This is a genomic window from Mammaliicoccus sp. RAM2, from assembly GCF_045897195.1.
GTDB classification, from domain to species: Bacteria; Bacillota; Bacilli; order Staphylococcales; family Staphylococcaceae; genus Mammaliicoccus; species Mammaliicoccus sciuri.
On record NZ_JBJNWI010000003.1, the window covers coordinates 57,198 to 76,368 of the forward strand.

At 32.0% G+C, this 19,171-nt stretch carries 19 protein-coding genes; 5 read left to right on the forward strand and 14 right to left on the reverse strand.

Annotated features, from left to right (window positions below; genetic code table 11):
* Positions 1-334 precede the first annotated feature (334 nt).
* Positions 335-691 (forward strand): transcriptional regulator, SarA/Rot family, encoded by a 357-nt coding sequence (locus tag ACJTHF_RS05445; RefSeq protein ID WP_078355158.1) that lies wholly within the window; start codon positions 335-337, stop codon positions 689-691.
* A gap of 151 nt (positions 692-842) precedes the next feature.
* On the opposite strand, the gene ACJTHF_RS05450 is transcribed toward ACJTHF_RS05445, so the two are convergent.
* The 7 genes from ACJTHF_RS05450 to ACJTHF_RS05480 all read right to left on the reverse strand — a co-directional run bounded on the left by ACJTHF_RS05450 (position 843) and on the right by ACJTHF_RS05480 (position 8,557).
* Positions 843-1,451, reverse strand: coding sequence for an AAA family ATPase (locus ACJTHF_RS05450; RefSeq protein WP_084756660.1), 609 nt, complete (start codon positions 1,449-1,451; stop codon positions 843-845).
* On the reverse strand, positions 1,448-2,305 hold the full coding sequence (locus ACJTHF_RS05455) for a class II fructose-bisphosphate aldolase (RefSeq protein ID WP_232156834.1): 858 nt from the start codon (positions 2,303-2,305) through the stop codon (positions 1,448-1,450). The genes ACJTHF_RS05450 and ACJTHF_RS05455 overlap by 4 nt, the downstream gene beginning before the upstream one ends.
* 13 nt (positions 2,306-2,318) lie before the next feature.
* Positions 2,319-3,608 (reverse strand): PTS sugar transporter subunit IIC, encoded by a 1,290-nt coding sequence (locus ACJTHF_RS05460; protein WP_232156839.1) that lies wholly within the window; start codon positions 3,606-3,608, stop codon positions 2,319-2,321.
* 15 nt (positions 3,609-3,623) lie between these two features.
* Positions 3,624-3,929, reverse strand: a complete 306-nt coding sequence (locus tag ACJTHF_RS05465) for a PTS sugar transporter subunit IIB (protein ID WP_048540009.1) — start codon at positions 3,927-3,929, stop codon at positions 3,624-3,626.
* Positions 3,926-6,010 (reverse strand): BglG family transcription antiterminator, encoded by a 2,085-nt coding sequence (locus ACJTHF_RS05470; RefSeq protein ID WP_232156840.1) that lies wholly within the window; start codon positions 6,008-6,010, stop codon positions 3,926-3,928. Before ACJTHF_RS05470 ends, ACJTHF_RS05465 begins: the two co-directional genes overlap by 4 nt.
* A gap of 571 nt (positions 6,011-6,581) precedes the next feature.
* Positions 6,582-7,466 (reverse strand): 5'-nucleotidase, lipoprotein e(P4) family, encoded by an 885-nt coding sequence (locus tag ACJTHF_RS05475; protein WP_058592221.1) that lies wholly within the window; start codon positions 7,464-7,466, stop codon positions 6,582-6,584.
* Positions 7,467-7,588: 122 nt separating this feature from the next.
* Entirely contained in the window at positions 7,589-8,557 is a 969-nt protein-coding gene (locus tag ACJTHF_RS05480; protein WP_078355162.1) for an ABC transporter substrate-binding protein, read from the reverse strand.
* A 105-nt stretch (positions 8,558-8,662) separates the two neighbouring features.
* On the opposite strand from ACJTHF_RS05480, the gene ACJTHF_RS05485 reads away from it, so the two are divergent.
* Both ACJTHF_RS05485 and ACJTHF_RS05490 read left to right on the forward strand, forming a co-directional pair.
* Entirely contained in the window at positions 8,663-9,154 is a 492-nt protein-coding gene (locus tag ACJTHF_RS05485) for a GNAT family N-acetyltransferase (protein WP_078355163.1), read from the forward strand.
* Between the two features lie 13 nt (positions 9,155-9,167).
* Positions 9,168-10,163 (forward strand): LLM class flavin-dependent oxidoreductase, encoded by a 996-nt coding sequence (locus ACJTHF_RS05490; protein WP_058592224.1) that lies wholly within the window; start codon positions 9,168-9,170, stop codon positions 10,161-10,163.
* Positions 10,164-10,481: 318 nt separating this feature from the next.
* On the opposite strand, the gene pruA is transcribed toward ACJTHF_RS05490, so the two are convergent.
* The 6 genes from pruA to ACJTHF_RS05520 form a co-directional block, all read right to left on the reverse strand.
* Positions 10,482-12,032, reverse strand: coding sequence for an L-glutamate gamma-semialdehyde dehydrogenase (pruA, locus tag ACJTHF_RS05495; RefSeq protein WP_107616852.1), 1,551 nt, complete (start codon positions 12,030-12,032; stop codon positions 10,482-10,484).
* A 228-nt stretch (positions 12,033-12,260) separates the two neighbouring features.
* Entirely contained in the window at positions 12,261-13,163 is a 903-nt protein-coding gene (gene mmuM / locus ACJTHF_RS05500) for a homocysteine S-methyltransferase (protein WP_107616853.1), read from the reverse strand.
* On the reverse strand, positions 13,147-14,475 hold the full coding sequence (locus tag ACJTHF_RS05505) for an amino acid permease (protein WP_269669226.1): 1,329 nt from the start codon (positions 14,473-14,475) through the stop codon (positions 13,147-13,149). Before ACJTHF_RS05505 ends, mmuM begins: the two co-directional genes overlap by 17 nt.
* Positions 14,476-14,876: 401 nt before the next feature.
* Entirely contained in the window at positions 14,877-15,389 is a 513-nt protein-coding gene (locus ACJTHF_RS05510) for a thioredoxin domain-containing protein (protein ID WP_058592227.1), read from the reverse strand.
* Positions 15,390-15,539: 150 nt separating this feature from the next.
* Complete coding sequence (locus tag ACJTHF_RS05515) at positions 15,540-15,740, reverse strand: cold-shock protein (protein ID WP_025905033.1); 201 nt, start codon at positions 15,738-15,740, stop codon at positions 15,540-15,542.
* Between the two features lie 205 nt (positions 15,741-15,945).
* Complete coding sequence (locus tag ACJTHF_RS05520) at positions 15,946-16,632, reverse strand: 2,3-diphosphoglycerate-dependent phosphoglycerate mutase (protein ID WP_058592228.1); 687 nt, start codon at positions 16,630-16,632, stop codon at positions 15,946-15,948.
* A 150-nt stretch (positions 16,633-16,782) separates the two neighbouring features.
* On the opposite strand from ACJTHF_RS05520, the gene ACJTHF_RS05525 reads away from it, so the two are divergent.
* A complete protein-coding gene (locus tag ACJTHF_RS05525) occupies positions 16,783-17,169 on the forward strand; it encodes a CidA/LrgA family protein (protein WP_058592229.1) in 387 nt (128 codons plus the stop codon).
* The gene (locus ACJTHF_RS05530; RefSeq protein WP_058592230.1) at positions 17,166-17,849 is read left to right on the forward strand and encodes an LrgB family protein; all 684 of its coding nucleotides are present in this window, start codon (positions 17,166-17,168) and stop codon (positions 17,847-17,849) included. Before ACJTHF_RS05525 ends, ACJTHF_RS05530 begins: the two co-directional genes overlap by 4 nt.
* A 297-nt stretch (positions 17,850-18,146) precedes the next feature.
* Here ACJTHF_RS05530 and ACJTHF_RS05535 read toward each other — a convergent pair whose 3' ends face one another.
* Entirely contained in the window at positions 18,147-18,992 is an 846-nt protein-coding gene (locus ACJTHF_RS05535; protein ID WP_232156844.1) for a MurR/RpiR family transcriptional regulator, read from the reverse strand.
* Between the last annotated feature and the right edge of the window lie 179 nt (positions 18,993-19,171).

Genomic DNA, 19,171 nt, shown 5'->3' on the forward strand with positions numbered 1-19,171 from the left:
CTTAAATATATACTTTATTAATCTATTTTTTAAAATCTCGAACAATTGTTCGAGATTTTTTATTTTTCATAACTCATTTTTTACATTTCGCAAAATATATATATTATTTCAATTGTATTATACAATTATTTTTAATACTTTTTATTTTAATAAAATACATATGATTTTTTACTTATTATATTGCGTAAGTAGTTAATTTTTTGGTATTATTTAGGAGTAACTATTTCCACTTATAAAATTTCAACAAGTTTTAGACATTACAATTTTACTTTTTTAGAGATACGAAATACTTAAATAACAATTAAATTTAAAAATCAAATACTTGGAGGATAATATGGAAAACATTATTCATTATGAACTACTTAAAAAAGATATCTTTAATAGAATTTTTGATGAAATGCATTTAAAACGTATGGATTTAATCACACTATTCTATCTTAACGAGATCAATGAAGAGGAAGTCTACGTACGTAAATTGCGCAGACTCATGTTTGAACCTTCTTCTTCAGAATTAACAGGAGCATTAAAATCACTGGAAGAACTGAAATACTTCAATAAAGTAAGAGACCCTCAAGATGAGCGTTCTATCATTTTAAAAAATATCAATTACGAGGCTATTAATAAAACATTAAACAAATGCAAAAGTATCACTTATGAAAATTTATCTAAAGTTGAAGAAACATCAAAATAAAAAATTTCCAACCAAACAGGCTGGGTAATAAAAATTTCACCCAGCCTTTCCTTTTTAACTTAGAACTCGCTAACTTTCACTATTACGAATTGTAGTTGTTAGAACGAGGCTCGTCACGAACATTTCTATATACTTTGTTCCTTAAATTACTTTAATTTTCTATATTATGATTTATCCATGATAATATTTCATTTACATTAACATTTTCAAAGTGCGTAACATTTATTTTCTTATAATTTCCGATATGGAAATGGTCATACTGTCTATCTTCGCACCTAGATTTAAATTGTTCGAAATCATCTAAATCATCTGGTGTATTCGGAAAATCACCATCTTTATAACATGTAACAATATGTCCTACATGCCTGGCGTTATCAAGATCTCTTTCTTTCTGCCTCTTATAAAGCTCATGCATCTCTCCGTACAAAATTAATGTCTTAGGCTTGTATTGATATTGATTTATCATACTTGTTAACATGTCTTCTTGTTTATAACTAAAAGGATAATCAATGATGACTTTCTTAGAGTGTTGAAACAAATCATCTAATTGAATATAGAATGTTTTCCAAGCTTTGTCACCAAGTGTTGCTTTCTCAGACAAATTATTAAATCCATATTTATCAAAATAACTTTCTTTAATATCGTCATAAGACAAGATGTGCCAATTATCATTTGCTTTCATAATTTGATTTGCTAAGTAAGTCTTTCCTGTACCTGGTGGACCGGCCAATATTAATATAGACTTTTGTTTTTCTTTCATACTTTAACACGTTCTTTATTCATAAAGAGATTTATTTTATGCGCAACGATATTTTTCACCGCTTCATTACAAGGAATTATATTATGTCTTAAAGACTTATTGACCTTCGTTTCTCCAAAATATTTTTTGGCCGTTTCTGTCCAAGTAACAAGTAATTCTGTACCCACATTAAACTTTCTTATACCATTATCAATGAGTTCAGGAACATCTTCTTCTTTAACACCTGTACCACCATGTACGACTAACGGTGTGTCTACGATTGCATTAATCTCAGCTAACAATGGAATATTGACATTTGTCTTTGATTTAAATTGCCCATGATTCGTACCAATTGCAACAGCTAACGCATCTACCCCTGTTGATTCTGCAAAATACTTTGCATCTTCTGGATCTGTGTATCTTACTTCAGAACCATCTATTGTAATACCTTCTTCTGTACCACCAATAATACCGAGCTCACCTTCAACAGATGTTCCATGTTGATGTGCATAACCTACAACTGCTTTTGTTTTCATGATATTTTCTTTTAATGGTAATGATGAACCATCAAACATGACAGATGAATATCCTGCATCAATCGCTTCTTTTATATCATTAAAGTCTTTCGCATGATCTAAGTGGAGTACAACATCTACCATTTCTGAATTTGCGATGCTTTTAGTAACGGTTACTAAAGTCTTATATCCAATATATTTAGCAGTATCCACACTTGTTTGAATAATGATTGGACTGCCTGCTTCTTTTGCTGCTTCAATCATACTTGGTAACATTTCTAGATTATGTGCATTAAAAGCACCAATTGTACAATTTAGACCTTCTGCTTTTGCTGTTGCTTCTTTCAAATTAATATACATAATATTCGCTCCTTTAGAATGCTTTCATTAATGGTCCAATAATCCATGCATAGAATAATGCTGCTGCAACTGTATCAACATCTGTAGCGGTTGCATTAACAAATCCCATATTACTTAAGACGGTTATTAATAGTGCCGGTAATAATGTAATAAACAGCCCGTGTGCGATACCGCCAATAATGGCACCTCTTAAACCACCTGTTAAATTACCAAATATACCTGCCGTACCACCTGCGAAAAAGTTTGTCAGTATACCAGGTATAATCATTGCTAATCCGATAGTTGGGAATAAGAACATTGCAATAACTGTACCGATAGTCGTTGTAATAAATCCAATAATTACAGCGTTTGGTGAGAAAGGAAATAGTACTGGACAGTCTAAGGCGGGCTTTGCATCAGGTACTAATTTCATTGCAATACCTTTAAATGCTGGAACAATTTCGCCTAATAGTAATCTCACACCTGCTAATAGTACATAGACACCAACTACAAACTGAATAGATTGTAAAAATGCATACATAATATAGTTTGTATCACCTGATAATTTAGATGAGAAGTCTTCTCCTGCAAATAATACAGTTACTAAAAAAAGTGGTGCCATAACGACCATTAAAGATAAATATGTGTCTTGTAAAAATTCAAAGTTCTTAGGTAGCTTTAAATCTTCTACTGATTTTCTATTTTCTCCTCTTTTGCCGAATACGTAGCCTACACCTGCTTCAAATACATAGCCAAGCGTACAAAAATGACCTAAAGCAATATGATCGCCACCCACGATTTTTCTTACAAATGGTTGTGCAATAGCTGGCATCATTGTCGCGAATATACCACCAATTAAACCGCCAATAATAACGAGTGAAAGACCTCTTAAACCTGCAAAATATCCACCAATCGTCGTCATTGTTGCCATCCATAATAATGCTTGACCAGTTAGAAAAATATATTTCCATGGTGTAAATCTTGCGATCAAAATGTTAAAAATAAAAATTGCTAAAAATGTAAAAGCAATTTCTCTTCCGAGTCCTAAATCACCCATTGCTTGACCATTAATTGCTTCAATTGAAGGAACAATGCCCTCCATATTAAAACCTTGTGAAAATATTTTCCCGAAATAGGTTAAACTTCCTACAATAATAGCTGAACCTGCAGTTAATACTTGAAATCCGAGCAATGTTTTAAATGAACCCGATATAATTTGACCGGGCGTTTTCTTTTGTAATATCAAACCTAACATTGCAATTAAAGCGACAATTATTGCTGCTTGTGTCAAAATATTTTGTATAATAAAGTTTATAATTTGCATAGCATCACTTCCTTATTAAATGATCCCTTTTTCTTTTAATACTGGTGAAAGCTTTTCTTCAATTTCTTCAGTTGAGACAATATTTTTTAAATACACAATAGAAGTTGTATTTTCATCTATTGAAAAGTTATTAAATTGTGATTTAAAGTTTTCTCCTGTAATGATAATTTCAGCATTTCTAGATACTGCTGATGAGATTGTGTCATGATCTAAATCTGCTTCAACACCTAACTTGTTCAACACATCCTCAGCTGCCATTTGACACGCAAAGCTACTTCCTAAACCTGCTCCACAAACGAATAATATATTTAATTTACTCATGATATTTCCTCCTTTAATAAATAATCGATAAATTGACTTTTATCATCAAAGCTTAATAAGCGATTGACTTTTTCTTCATTTCTTACAAGTGAAACAATACTTTTCATAATATTTAAATGTGAAAATGAATCTGTAGCGGATAAGCAAAATATAATTTTTACTGGATCATTGATTTCATTTCCAAATTCTATATTTGGATTAAGTGTCGCAATACTAACACCAAGTTCATTAGCGCCTTCTTCTGGTCTGGCATGTGCTAAAGCAATGTGCTTACCTATTACGATATATGGACCATATTCTTCAACTGATTGAATCATCGCATTTTGATATTGTGATGTGATAATGCCATCTTCTAAAAGTGGATTAGAAACTTTTTTGATTGCATTTTTCCAATCTGTACAAGTTTCGTTTAATAGTACGTGATGATCTTCCAATACTTCATTTAACATAGGCTGCACCTCTTTATCATTGAAATTAAAATTGTTTGTTTCGAATAAATGTTTCATATCTTTATAATCTGTTTCATTTAATTTCATTCCTTTATTCTCTAACCAAATAGATATATCTCTGAATAAGGAAACTTCATTTCTTTTTACCTTTTCGTTATTTCTAGATAAATAAGCATGTTGTTCTAAAAATCCTTCTATTTTCTTTATATCTGTTTCATTCACAATGGCATTAACGTAACAAGTCGGTTTATTAAATTCAGTATCAATTGTCGTAAACACAATATCGACATCATCATTTTCTATAAAATCTTCTTCATTTGATGCTAATATTCTTATGATATTTACGTTAAAGTGCGACTTTAAAATTTCAGCTAATAAATTACTCGTTGCAATACCAAAGCTACAGACAATAACAGCATTAAAGAAATGTTTATTTTGCTGTACATATTTAAAATATGCCGTTGAAAAGTAAACAGTAATAAAGGCTATTTCATCTTCTGTAAAATCTAAATCAATATAACGATTCAAGCGGTTCATAGAATATTTTTTAATGGTTTTAAAGAACTTGTAATGACTATTTTTAATATTTTCTTTTAGTGGATTATAGATTTGAATCCCTTGTTGTAACCGACTAATTAAGCCGGATATATGTTTGTTCAAACCTTCAAATAAATAACTTTGATAACCATTAAAATCAATCGACAATTCATGTTCGACATATTCTATCAACTTAAGACTGACAAGCTGAGACAATGCGTCATGTTTATCATCTGACACTTGCTTCTTATTACCTATGAGTACATCCAGCCTATTGTAAATATAATTAAACTCACCTAAACTCACTTCTTGAAAATTCCAATCCATTACTTCGTCTACAAATATATTGATAATGCTGAGTTCTTTCTGTTTATCATCTTTTTCAGTATCTAATATATGACCGTTCTGAACTCTACAAATCCAAATAGCTGTTAAAATAATCACGGATAATTTAATATCATTTTGTTCTATCGCAATAACTTTAGAATAGTTGTCTCTAATTTTATTGATATGGTTCAAACCAATGTAAGCAACTAAAGGGTTATATTGATCATACAAATCGTCAATAACCACTTTATCTTCAGTTATTCTTCTTACGAGATAATCATATAAAAAAGTACGAATATCGATTTCGTTTCCATCAATAGATAAACCAGTTGAAACATTAGAAACAATCTTCAAATTATACTTATCTAACGCTTGGCGAAGTAATTTCATATCTTTGTCCATCGTACTTTTAGAAATCTGTAAGTCTTCACATAACTCATAAATCTTCTTGTGAGAATGATTCATTAAAGCATGACTCAAGATATATGCCCTACGATATACAGGATTATAAGTTTGCTCTTCAATCCTCCCAGAAACAATCTCTTTTAACTTAACCCTTTCCGAGTTAGTTAAATTTAAAATAAACGAACCACTTTGATTATTAATTTCCAAAAATTCATAAGTATTCAGAAATTCATTAATATCTCGTAAATCATTTCGAATCGTTCTTTCTGTTTTGTTGAACATAATACTGAGTTCCTTAGCAGAAACACTTTCTTTACTATTAAGAAAAACATTCAAAATATTTATCGGCCGACTTTTTAACATTTTTAACATCTCCCTTAATTAATATTGTAAATTTATACTTTGACAATTGTTAGTATTTTTATATTCTTATTGAAAACGGAAAAAATGTAAGCGTTTTAATAGAGTGTAATAAAAACGCCTTACCCGCTAGTGATTAATAACGAATAAGACGCTTAGTGTATATTCATTTAAAGTCAGAATTCTGTATCTAGTACTCTATTCTTAAAAGCTTATTTTTCTTATAACCAAATTCTAGTATGTTATTTCAACATTTTCTGAAGTAATGTGCAACTGCTTTTGGTATTCTTTCTCTTATATAGATACCTTTATGATTTTCTTACACGCGAATGACACCATTACTTGTTTCAAAGTCTGCGATATTTCATACTTACACTCCTACAAAATTAGGCAATGATCAATCATTTCATGGTTTGCTTTCTAATACTTAACTTGGTATTCTTCTGTAAACATAATATCGTCTATTGCATGTAAAACAACAACATTATCTGGTCCATATTCTGTGAACATAAATGAGAAAAATTGCCTGTTATAACCTCTTCAATTCGGTTATAACAGGCAATTTTTATAGTTATTATTTCTTACTTTCTTTTTCTAATTTATTTGTTTCTGGATTATAATATGTGAGTTCTTTTTTTCTTAATTTATTAATGTCTTCTGGGCTTTGCTCATAATTCCCATTATAAAGTGTTGCTTCCCAACTACCGTACATTGGATTTGGTAATATAATATATTTTTCTCCAAAGTCTTTTTTATGTTTCTTAACAAATTCAGTTCTTGATTTTAATGTACTTTCTTTTGGATCATCAAAATCAAGTATGTTGTCCCCAAATAACATAACTAAATCGTGATTTTTACGTACTTTGGCTCTTCTTTCTTCTTTACCTTTTTCATTTTCACCTTTTAGTAGTATATGATGTTTATCTGATTGTGGCATATCAAGGTCTTTCATATTTTTCAAAGTACCTTTAAAATCTTCTTTTTGGTCTCTATCTGACACATAGAAAATTTCTACCCCTTTTTTATCAGCATATTGTAAAAATTCTTTAGCCCCATATACTGGCTTTGCTTTTCCTGCTGCAATCCATTCATGCCAACCTTCAGGGAAAGTCTTATGTTTGAGCGATGCGTATGCTTGATAAGGTGAATTATCTAGAACTGTTTCATCTAAATCTAATACGATAGCAGGTTTCTTTTTACCTTTATGGTGCTTTAATTTTTCATCTAATTTATCTTGAGCAGTATTATAACCTTGTAGATATAATGCTTTTGCTTCAGCTGACGTTTGATACCATGCAACACTCATTACATTTTGTTCTGCTAAATCCTTTTTAGTAACTTTATCTTTCTTAACTTCTTTAGTTGCTGTTTGATTAGCTAATACATGATCAGCATTTGAAACACCTGTTACACCCCCTAATAATACAACTAAAGCTGAACTTGCAATTAATTTTTTCATACTTTCATCCCCTTTTTATTTTTTCACATCCACTTTACATTTAATTAATATTTATTTCAACCTTCAAAAAAATTCCAGTATAGATTAATTTGAAGGTTCATCTATACTGGAATCCCGTTATATTATTCAGCTTTTTTAAGAATTTCTTTTTTAAGTTTTACTCTAAGTTGTTCTAATGTAAGTGGATCTGTAAACCAATAATCTTCTGCTTTATACGTAATAACTCTGTCATTTTTTACAGCGTCTAAGTTTTTCCAAGTTGCTGTTTTTTCAAAATCAAAGTTACCGTATGATGGTTTACTTAAGAAGATATAGTCTCCGGCATAATCTGATATTTCTTCTTTAGAAATAGATTCATAACCTTTTCCGCCTTTTTTAACTTTAGCTTCATATTCTTTAGTCATTGGCATACCAAATGCATCATGTACAATGTCTAATCCACGTCCCCACGTGCTTTCATATATAAAGATTTCTTTGGAGTCTGGTTCAAATACTGATGCAGTTGAATCGCCAACTTTACTTTGAATCTCGTTTTTATCTTTAGCTGTTTCTTTATTCCACTTGTCGATCCAATCTTTAGCTTTATCTTCTTTACCAGTTAACTTCCCTAACTCTGTTAAAATTTCTTTATGGTTATACTTTGTATAAGTATAAGGAACAGTCGGTGCAATTTTTTGATATTTTTTAAGATTTTTATCCATTGAATCCGCAATAATTAAATCCGGTTTCTGTTTCGCTACTTGCTCAACATTCCCATCACCAACGAATTCTACACCATCTAAATGTGGTTTAATAATAGATGATTCCTTTGCCCAATCCGGAACAGCAATTGGCTTAATACCTAATTCAATAAAATCCCCTACATAAAAAGCTGTTAAGACAGCAATTTTCTTAGGTTTTTTTGGAACTTGAATCGTTTTCCCGTTCTCTAGTTTGTAATCTTTTGTTTCATTCGATTCTGACTTTTTCGTATCATTTGAACTATTTGAGCATGCACTTAGAAGTAAAATACAACTTAACAATCCTATAATAAGCTTTTTCAAATTATGCTTCCCACTTTCTAATTGATATACATTATCAATTATATACATTTTCTAAAAAATAACCAGACACATAAGCAAAAATGCTTAAAATTTTTAAAGATAAGATATACTAGAATTAAATAAATTATGAAGGTGATACATATGGAGTATAGAATGGCCACAATTAATGATGTACAAGGTATTATAAAAGTTTGTTCTGATGGATATCATGTGACATATAAAGATATACTACCTGAAAAATACATCACACAAATTATTAAAGAATTTTATAATGAACAACGGGTTTCTAACGAAATAACGCATATTGATCAATATTGGAATGGATGGTTTGTTGCTGAAGATAATGGACAAATTGTTGGCGCTGGTGGCGGCGGTTTTAGAGAACCACATATCTCTGAATTATATGTCCTATACTTGGATCCAACGCGTAAACGAGAAGGCATCGGTTCGTGTTTATTAAATATTATTACAGAAGATCAAATAAGAAGAGGTGCCACAGAACAATGGGTTTCAGTAAGTAAAGGAAACCATATGGGAATTCCTTTTTATGAAGCCAAAGAATTTAAATACCAATATGAAAAACCAATGTATACTCTACCAGAAAATGAAAACTACATTTCATTAAAATACAAACGTCAATTATAAGGAGCGTTATAACGTGAAATTAAGTGTATTAGATCAAGCACCCATTTCTAAAGGAAGTACGCCTGAAGAAACATTACAAAATACTATCGCATTAGCACAATGGACTGAGTCGTTAGGTTATCACAGATATTGGGTTGCTGAACACCACAATACGAGTGGTCTTGCAAGTTCATCACCAGAAATCTTGATGACTCAAATTGCAGCTTCAACTAAACATATTCGAGTTGGCTCTGGTGGCATATTATTACCACAATATAACCCTTATAAAATTGCAGAGAACGGTAAGACTTTATCTGCATTATTTCCTAACCGTATCGACTTAGGATTTGGTAATTCACCAGGTGGTTCTCCAATTACACAAAAAGCTTTAACTGATGATCATATTAAACCCATTGAAGACTTTTACAGACAAGCATCTGACTTACAAGGATTCTTGCATAACTCGTTACCTAGAGATCATAAATTTAGACTCGTTAAAGCAGGACCACGCATAGACAATCCACCAAGTATGTGGTTATTAGGTTTAACTGAAAATGGTGCTAGAAACGCAGCACAACTAGGAATTGGATTTGTATTCGGTCACTTTATTAATCCTAAATATAAAGAAATCGCAATAAAGCGCTATTATGAAGACTTTATACCATCCGTTAATATGAAAGAACCAACAGCCATTGTTTGTATTTTTGTAGTATGCGCAGAGACAGACGAAGCAGCAGAACAATTAGCCATTTCACAAGACAAATGGTTATTAAACGTAGGTAAAGGATTAGGAACAAAAGTTCAACCACCAGAAGAAATCAATATAGACGATTATACAGAAGAAGAATTAGAACTCATTAAGACGAATCGAAAAAGAAGTATTATAGGTTCACCACAAACAGTAAGAAAGCAACTTAATCAACTAGCAGAAGAATATCAAACTAACGAATTTATGATTATAACAAATATTTATGATTTCGAAGCTAAGAAAAAATCATATCAATTACTAGCAGAAGAAATCTTGGCATAAATGAGATTTGCTGGAGAAGATTTGGGATGTGTATTGAGATCTGTGCTGGGATGTAACTTCCATTATTCTGAATTCTGGTTGATAGATGAGCGCTCATTTAGAGACACTTCTCGAAATTCTATCCCTAACGACATCTCTTACGGACATTTCTCGGAATTCTGTCCCTAACGACACCTCTTAGAGACATTTCTCGAAATTCTGTCCCTAACTGCTCCTCTTACGGACATTTCTCGGAATTCTGTCCCTAACAAATCAAAATACGCATCAAAAAGAAAGAACCTGAGGCACATCGTGTGCCTCAGGTTCTCTTAATCTATACTAGAATTGTTCTGATAAGATTTTTTGTTCTAAGAAGTTTAGCATATAGTCTGGGCTACCTGTCTTAGCATCTGTTCCTGACATTTTGAAGCCTCCGAATGGATGATAACCTACTACTGCTGATGTACAACCTCTGTTCAAGTATAAGTTACCTACGTCATAATCTTCACATGCTTGTCTCCAATGTTCACGATTATTTGTAATGACTGCACCTGTTAATCCGTAATCTGTGTCATTAGCAATTTCTAATAATTCTTCAAAGTTATCGCCTTTAGTGAAGCCAACAACTGGTCCGAAAATTTCTTCTTGCATAATTTGATCACTTGATTTAAGTCCAGAAATGATTGTTGGATGTACGAAATAACCTTTACTGTCATCAGTCTTACCGCCAACTTCTAGCTTACCTTCTTTACTACCAATTTCGATATAATTTTTAATTTTATCAAATTGTTTTTTATTAATAACTGGTCCCATGTATACATCAGAACCGCCTTCTGTGTGATCAATTGAAAGTTCTTTTGTTAATGCGATTGATTTTTCTAGAACTTCATCATAAACATCTTTGTGCACGATTGCTCTTGAACATGCAGAACATTTTTGACCAGAAAAGCCAAATGCAGAATCTACAATTGCTTTAGCTGCTAAATCAGTATCTGTATTTTCATCAACTATAATTGCATCTTTACCGCCCATTTCAGCGATAACACGTTTTAAGAAGTTTTGGCCTTCTTGAACTTTAGCTGCTCTTTCAAAGATACGTGTACCTGTTGCTCTTGAACCTGTAAATGTTACAAAGTGCGTATCTTTATGATCGACTAAGTAATCACCGATTTCTTTCGGATCACCTGGTACAAAGTTTACAACGCCTTTTGGAAGACCTGCTTCTTCTAAAATTTCCATTAATTTATATGCAATTAATGGTGTATCTTCTGCTGGTTTAAGTAATACTGTATTACCTGCAATAATAGGTGCAACTGTCGTACCTGTCATAATTGCAAATGGGAAGTTCCAAGGTGGAATTGTAACACCAGGACCCATTGGTTTATAAATATATTGGTTATGCTCCCCTTCTCTATCAAAGACTGGCTTACCATTAGCCAATTCCATCATAGAACGCGCATAATATTCAATAAAATCAATACCTTCATTTGTATCTCCATCTGCTTCATTCCATGGCTTACCTGCTTCATAAACCATTAATGCAGAAAGTTCATGTTTTCTTCTGCGAATGATTGCAGAAACTCTAATTAATAATTCGGCTCTTTCTTTATGAGACCATTTTCTCCAAGTCTTATAGGCTTCTTTAGCCGCTTCCATCGCTTGGTCAATTTGTTCTTTAGAAGCTTTTGAAATTGTACCTAGTACTTGTTGGTGGTTTGCTGGATCTACAGATTCAAACTTATCATCTGTATAAATCTTCTCACCATTAATTACTAGAGGAATTTCTTTCCCAAATTCAGATTTAACTTTTATTAATGCATCTTTAAACGCTTGTTGATTCTCTTGATTTGTAAAATCTGTTGCTGGTTCATTGTGAAATTCTACTACCATCCTTCATACCTCCTAAATTATAAACCTAATAAGAGATAAATACCTCTTATAAAACATTTTACTATTGTATTTTAAAAATTATCAAGTAAAGGGCTTTCATAAAAAAATGATTATTATTCAAAAATCTTATAATCCCTATAACAGCAGTACTTTAGAGAGTCACACATACAAAAATGATGAGACATCTCAAGATGCCTCATCATTACTCAAATAGAGAAATTATACACTTTATTTAATAGCTTGATGTATGTGTTGAATATCTTGTGGCGTTGTTTCACAACATCCACCTACTATTTGAACGCCTTGCGGTATCCACTCTTTAGACTTTTGAGCAAGCAATGCATGATCTCCTTGACCTACCCAAACTTTTTCTACTGGATCAAATGTCTTACCACCATTCGGATAAACAGCAATGACTTGTGGTAATGCTGTTAATCCCTTTTTAATTGCTTTATCAACACTTTCAATCTTTGAACAATTCACGCCAAATACAGGTAGTCGCTCTTCATAGCCTTTAATATATTGGCACACTGTCTCAAATTCAGTACCATCGGATAGATTACCTTCATCACTTACGGTACATGATATCCAGAATGTGATGTCATCTGAATATTGAGGAATGATATGTTCAACGATTGATTTAATTTCATTAAAGTTAGGCACAGTTTCAAATACAAAATCATATATACCTCTATCAATAAGTGCTTGAATACGTGCTTGATGAAAGTCGATATAATCTTCTATAGATACTTCATATGCTCCAGTATATTCTGAGCCATCACTTAAATATGCGCCGTATGGGCCTAAACTGCCTACTATAACTTGTTCATCTGTCACAGATGCTTTTATTTGTTCGACAGCAACATCAAATAAATGTTTTATTTCTGACGTTTGCATACCAATAGATTCAAATGTAGCAAAGCTTGCTTGATAAGTACTTGTTAATACAATATCAGCACCTGCATCTGTAAATGCTTGATGCGCTTGTTTCACTTTATTAGGTTCATGAATGATTACTTCACTAGACCATAATGACGAATTCAAATCACATCCATAACCTTCTAATGTTGTGGCTAATCCACCATCTAATACTAAAGTGCGTTCTTGTTTAATTTTATTCAGAAGTCTCAATGATCTGACCGTCCTTTTTATGATATTTTACAAAATAAAATACAATCGCAATAATCGCAAACGGAATACCGAAATATAATGCTGGTGATTGGTTCGGATCAAAAATCATACCAATACATGACACTAAACAAAGTATAAAGCCAATGATTGGTACACTTTGATGAATTTTCAAATGTTTATTTGCTCGTTTCGCATTGAAATAAGATAAACAAATACTCATCCATACTATTACGACAGCTAAACCTGCTATAGAAACAAGTACGATATATAATGTATCCGCAGTATAAATACTTGAGAATAATGCCAGTAAACCACCACACATACTAAAAATAGTAGCGCGTATCGGCATTTGATGTTTGTTTAGTTTCTTAAAATATTTAGGGAACATGCCTTCATTTGAAAGACTCCAAACCATTCGACTAGCTGCATATAACCCTGAATTGGCCGCTGATAATAATGCGGTAATAATGACTAAATTCATAATATCACCAGCATACGGGATACCCATATTTTGAAAGATAACAACAAATGGACTTTCTAATGATTTCCCTTGATAACTCGGTATGAGAATAGAAATAATAACCATCGTTCCAATGAAGAAAATGATTAATCGCCATAACGTTGCATTAATTGCTTTCGGAATTACTTTTTTAGGATTTTTCGTTTCACCTGCTGCAATACCTATCAGTTCAGTACCACTAAATGCATAATTAACAGCTAACATCGTTAAGAATACGGCGCCTAAACCATTTGGAAATGTTGGATTCGTATATCGTGATTTAATTGTATCTAGACCGCTATAACCATTGTAGTAAATAAGCCCGAATAAAGTGAGGGCACCTAAACAAATAAACAGTATGATAGCTAAGACTTTCACTAAAGAAAAATAAAATTCAACTTCAGCGTAGAATTTCGTAGATACAATATTAAAAGCTAAGACAAGTATAATCGCAATACTTGAAAATATGTATACAGGTACATCCGGTAGCCACTTCTGCATTAAAATACCCACTGCCGTAAATTCAGAACCAAGTGCTACTGTCCATGTTAACCAATAAAACCAAGCGACTATATATCCTATTGAAGGATGTATATATTTTGAAGCATATACATGAAATCCACCTGTCACCGGATGTTCAATCGCTAATTGTCCGAGACATAGCATAACGAGATACACGAGAATAGCACCAACCACATAAGATAACATCGTACCTAATGGACCCGCTTGTTGCAATGTATAACCAGAACTTAAAAATAACCCTGTCCCAATTACACCACCAAAACTTAATAACATAATATGTCGTTGTTTCATATCACGTTTATATGACTGATTTGACACGATATACCTTCTCTCTAAAATTAAAAATATCTTCAATTTTATATCTTTCGAATAATTCAGTCAACTTATAATTTTCTGTAAATATAAAAAAACCTCTGTATAGTATGGTTTTTATAGCATACTATACAAAGGTTTTAGGTCAGAAGTCTTCGTGCGTTACACCCTGATTTTGTAGCTTTGCGCACTATATCTTGCAGTCTTCGTGCGTTACACCTTGATTTCGTACCTTTGCGCACTATATCTTGCAGTCTTCGTGCGTTACACCCTGATTTTGTACCTTTGCGCACTATATCTCTCAGTCTTCGTGCGTTACACCTTGATTTCGTACCTTTGCGCACGAAATCTCTCAGTCTTCGTGCGTTCTCACCACTTCATCATATACCTTCTAATGCATTTCTTAATTTTTCTTGTATCGTCTCTTTATCATCTTCTACAGGATTAAATTCAAATTTTTCATCATTTATAAAAACGGTTGGCACGCCTTTAATCCCTCTTTCAAATGTTTCTTGCATAATGGCTAAGGATCGATCGTCTGCATTTTTTTGTGGTGATAATCCTAATTCATGTTCCATTTTTCTTTCTATCGTTTCAAAATTCAATGTCCATTCGTCTTGTGTTTCATATAGGTGTCTTACTATTTTAAAACTTTCTTCGGGGTCATAGTAATCCAAATAAATATTCGCAACAGTTCCTTTGAGCAGTCTTTGTTTCGTCTTATCAAAATGCTTGACGATATATTGTACTTTATTCTCATTAATATAAGGTTCTAAAACTTCGTCAGCTGCTGCAAAATAATTTAAACAATATGGGCATGCAAAATTAATAAATGCTTCTATTGTTATGTTTGCGTCTTTGCTTCCTACTGTTAAATGTTGGATTTTTGTCATAACGTTTACCTCCTATATGTTGTTATACTTATTTAACCATTTCACAGCCGATAAAGCGAATGATTATATTCAGAATTGTTCACCAATTTTAAGATATACAAAAAAACACTTCATAACAAAGTTATGAAGTGTTTAACTAATGGTTAAATATTAGTTTTTGATAACGTTAACTGCTTGAGGTCCACGTTGTCCTTCTTCGATATCGAAAGTAACTGAAGCACCTTCGTCTAATGATTTGTAACCTTCAGTTTGGATAGATGAGAAATGTACGAATACGTCGTTACCATTTTCTCCTTCGATAAATCCGTAACCTTTTTCTGCGTTAAACCATTTTACTGTACCTTTATTCATAATAAAAGTCCTCCTATTGTGCTTTTGCACGTATATTTGCAATAATCAATCTTCAAACTTAAATGGACTTTATTAACTATGAATAAAACTACCAATTAATTTAATCTCGAAATATCACTTGCTACCCACTATACGCTATAAATGATTGAAAGTAAAGCTTTAAGTTAAATTAAACTTTTATTTTACTTTTATCATGTGCTAAAACCTATACATAATACTTGTCTATCACTTTTAATGATTCATCTAATTCATATATCAAGGGTGCGCCTGTTTTGATTTCTAAGTTTGAAATTTCATCGTCTGGAATATCTTCTAAATACTTAATAAGTGCTCTTAAAGAATTACCATGTGCAGAAACTAAAGTCGTTTGATGGTTTAATAAACTTGTTGAAATATGATCTATCCAATATGGAATAACTCTATCCAATGTATCTTTAAGACTTTCTGTAACAGGCATGATTCTTCTATCTAACATTTCATATCTTCTATCATTCAAGTATTCTTCTCGTAACTTTTCATCCGCTTCTGGAGGTCTTGTATCATAAGAACGTCTCCATATATGAACTTGTTCTTCACCATATTCTTCACGTGCTTGATCTTTATTTTTACCTTGAAGACCACCATAGTGACGCTCATTTAAGCGCCACGTTTTGTAAACAGGTATCCAAAGTTGGTGAGAATACTTCAATAATAAATATGTGGTTTCAATTGCTCTTGTTAAAAGTGATGTATACACAACATCTATTTCGATATTTTGCTTTAATAATTTTTCACCTGAGATTCTCGCTTCATTATACCCTTGCTCTGATAACTCTACATCTGCCCAACCTGTAAATAAATTTTTCGCATTCCATTCACTTTGCCCATGTCGACATAAAATTAATTTTGGCATATGATTCGCTCCAATCTTTTAATTGTTAAGTCTATTGAACCACTAATTGTAAATTTTTAAAAATAAAAAGACCTTCCGATAGCATTTCAAAATATCCAAATCAGTTCTATAATAAATATCATCATAAAATGTTAAAAGGATTGAGTTGTCATGATTTATAAATTCATAAAAATCATACTCCAAATATGTATGATTTATTTTATTACCGTACTAGGTAGTTGGATACAAGAAACATTAAACATACCTATTGCAGGTAGTATTATCGGACTTGTGATACTTTTCTTATTATTACAATTTAAAATTATAAAAGAAGAGTGGATTAAAGACGGTGCAAATTTATTATTAAGTACGATGATTTTCTTTTTCATTCCATCAATCGTTGGTGCTATGAATTTAGTTAACCAAATAAACGCGCAATTTATCTTTTTAATTGTATTAGTCATCGCAAGTACATGCATTGTTGCACTCTCATCAGGATACATAGCTGAGAAAATGTTAAAAAGGAATCATATAGAAGAAAGTGGTGATCAATCATGATGATTAAAGGACTTTTAATGATTCTTTTAACAATTGTCATGTACATATTTGCATTATTTATACATAAAAAATTCAAGATTGCCATCCTACATCCTGCACTCGTTTCATCCATTGCAATTATATGCGTACTTGTGTTGTTTGGATATAATTACAACGACTATATGGTAGGGGGTCAATGGATTTATGACTTTTTAAATTGCACAGTTGTCTGTTTAGCATATCCACTTTATTTATATAGAAAAATGATTGTTCAACATTTTAAAGTCATTATCACAAGTGTATTAGTTGGGATAACGATTAATATTATTTTAATGTTTACGATTTTAAATATATTCGGTTATTCGAAAGAAATGATTGCATCATTGTTGCCAAGATCTATAACAGCAGCAGTCGGTGTACAAGTATCACAACAAATTGGCGGAATAGATAGCTTAGCCGTGTTGTTTATTATAGGTACAGGATTAATTGGAAGTATGTTGGGATCATATCTTATCAAAATAGCAAAATTCCAAACATCCATTGCCAAAGGACTCACTTATGGCAATGCATCACATGCTATTGGAACAGCCAAAATATTAGAAACTGATATCGAATCAGCAGCCTTCAGTTCAATCGGCATGATTCTAACAGCCTTAATCAGCTCAGTCGTGATACCATTGTTTGTTATACTAGTATATTGAAAATTTAGAGATGAAGATTATACAAAGATAGAGGCTGTAGTGAGTTTGTAGGTCTGTATGAGGTGCTATGTTGCTTGTTTGAGGAGTCTTGCAACATACGAGGCGCCTATTTATCTTGTTTCACCAGTCTTGATAAATACGAGGCGCCTATTTATCTTGTTTCACCAGTCTTTATAAATACGAGGTCCTGAACATTGCTTGTCACGCCTCACTTGCAATGTTCAGCCTCCATCATCACCAAAAATGAAAAGAGTGAGACATGAACATTATGTCTCACTCTTTCTCTATAACCATTCTTTATATAATATCGTAGTCTTTTAGTGTTTTTTCTAATCGTTTTAGTTTGTCGACGGATTGCTCAGATTTATATTTACCCATTTCGATAACGATAGCGTCTATCAATGCGATGATTGGCAATATTGAAAAGTGATTTTTACTTACTGCTAATTTCAGTGTTTCGCTTGCATACTGAACGATTGGACATGAATCATAATCTGTTATTAACAGTATTGGCACTTGATTATTATGAGCTATTTTTGCTACTTTCGACACTAATTGAGAGTAAGGTTCAAAAGCGAACATAACGATTAAATCACGATTGCCCATTTGTAATACTTTATCAATTACGGTTTCTGTATCATGACTTAATTGCGCAATTTGATTCGTAAATTCCCCTAGTAACTGCTCTAAATATAATGACGCTGCTTTATATGGTCGCGTCCCAATGATTCCAATCATTTCCGCTTCTTTCATAAGTTTCACAGCATCTTTGAAATATTCATCCAACTCTTCGTTGTAAGACTTATTTAATAATTCAACACTTTTATCCCATACATCAACGAGCGTTTTATTCTTTTCTACTGAATCCATCAGTGATGTTTGCATAACCCATGTTGACTCTGACGGCATTACTTCTTCATAAATATCTTTTTTGAAATCATTAAAATTTTCATATCCGATTGCTTTCAAAGTTCTCATGACTGTAGAAATCCCAACATCTGCATCTTGAGACAACTCTTTTATTGTAACAAGTCCTAGTGATTGAAAATTTTTAAGAATATAATCACATAACTTTTTTTGTTTTTTCGGTAATTGATCTTTAATGTCGATTAATTTCAGTTTAATCGTATGTTGATTGTCCATACTCATAAATCACCTCATACCCACTTTATTTATCTTCATCATAACGATAATAACTTCTTAAATCAATTTCACCCTTCACAACAATGTAATATTATACCATTTTAGAACATAAAAATTCCCTTTTTAAATGAAAGGGTTTACATTGTTTCAAACTAGTGTTAAGATTCTAAATAATCAAA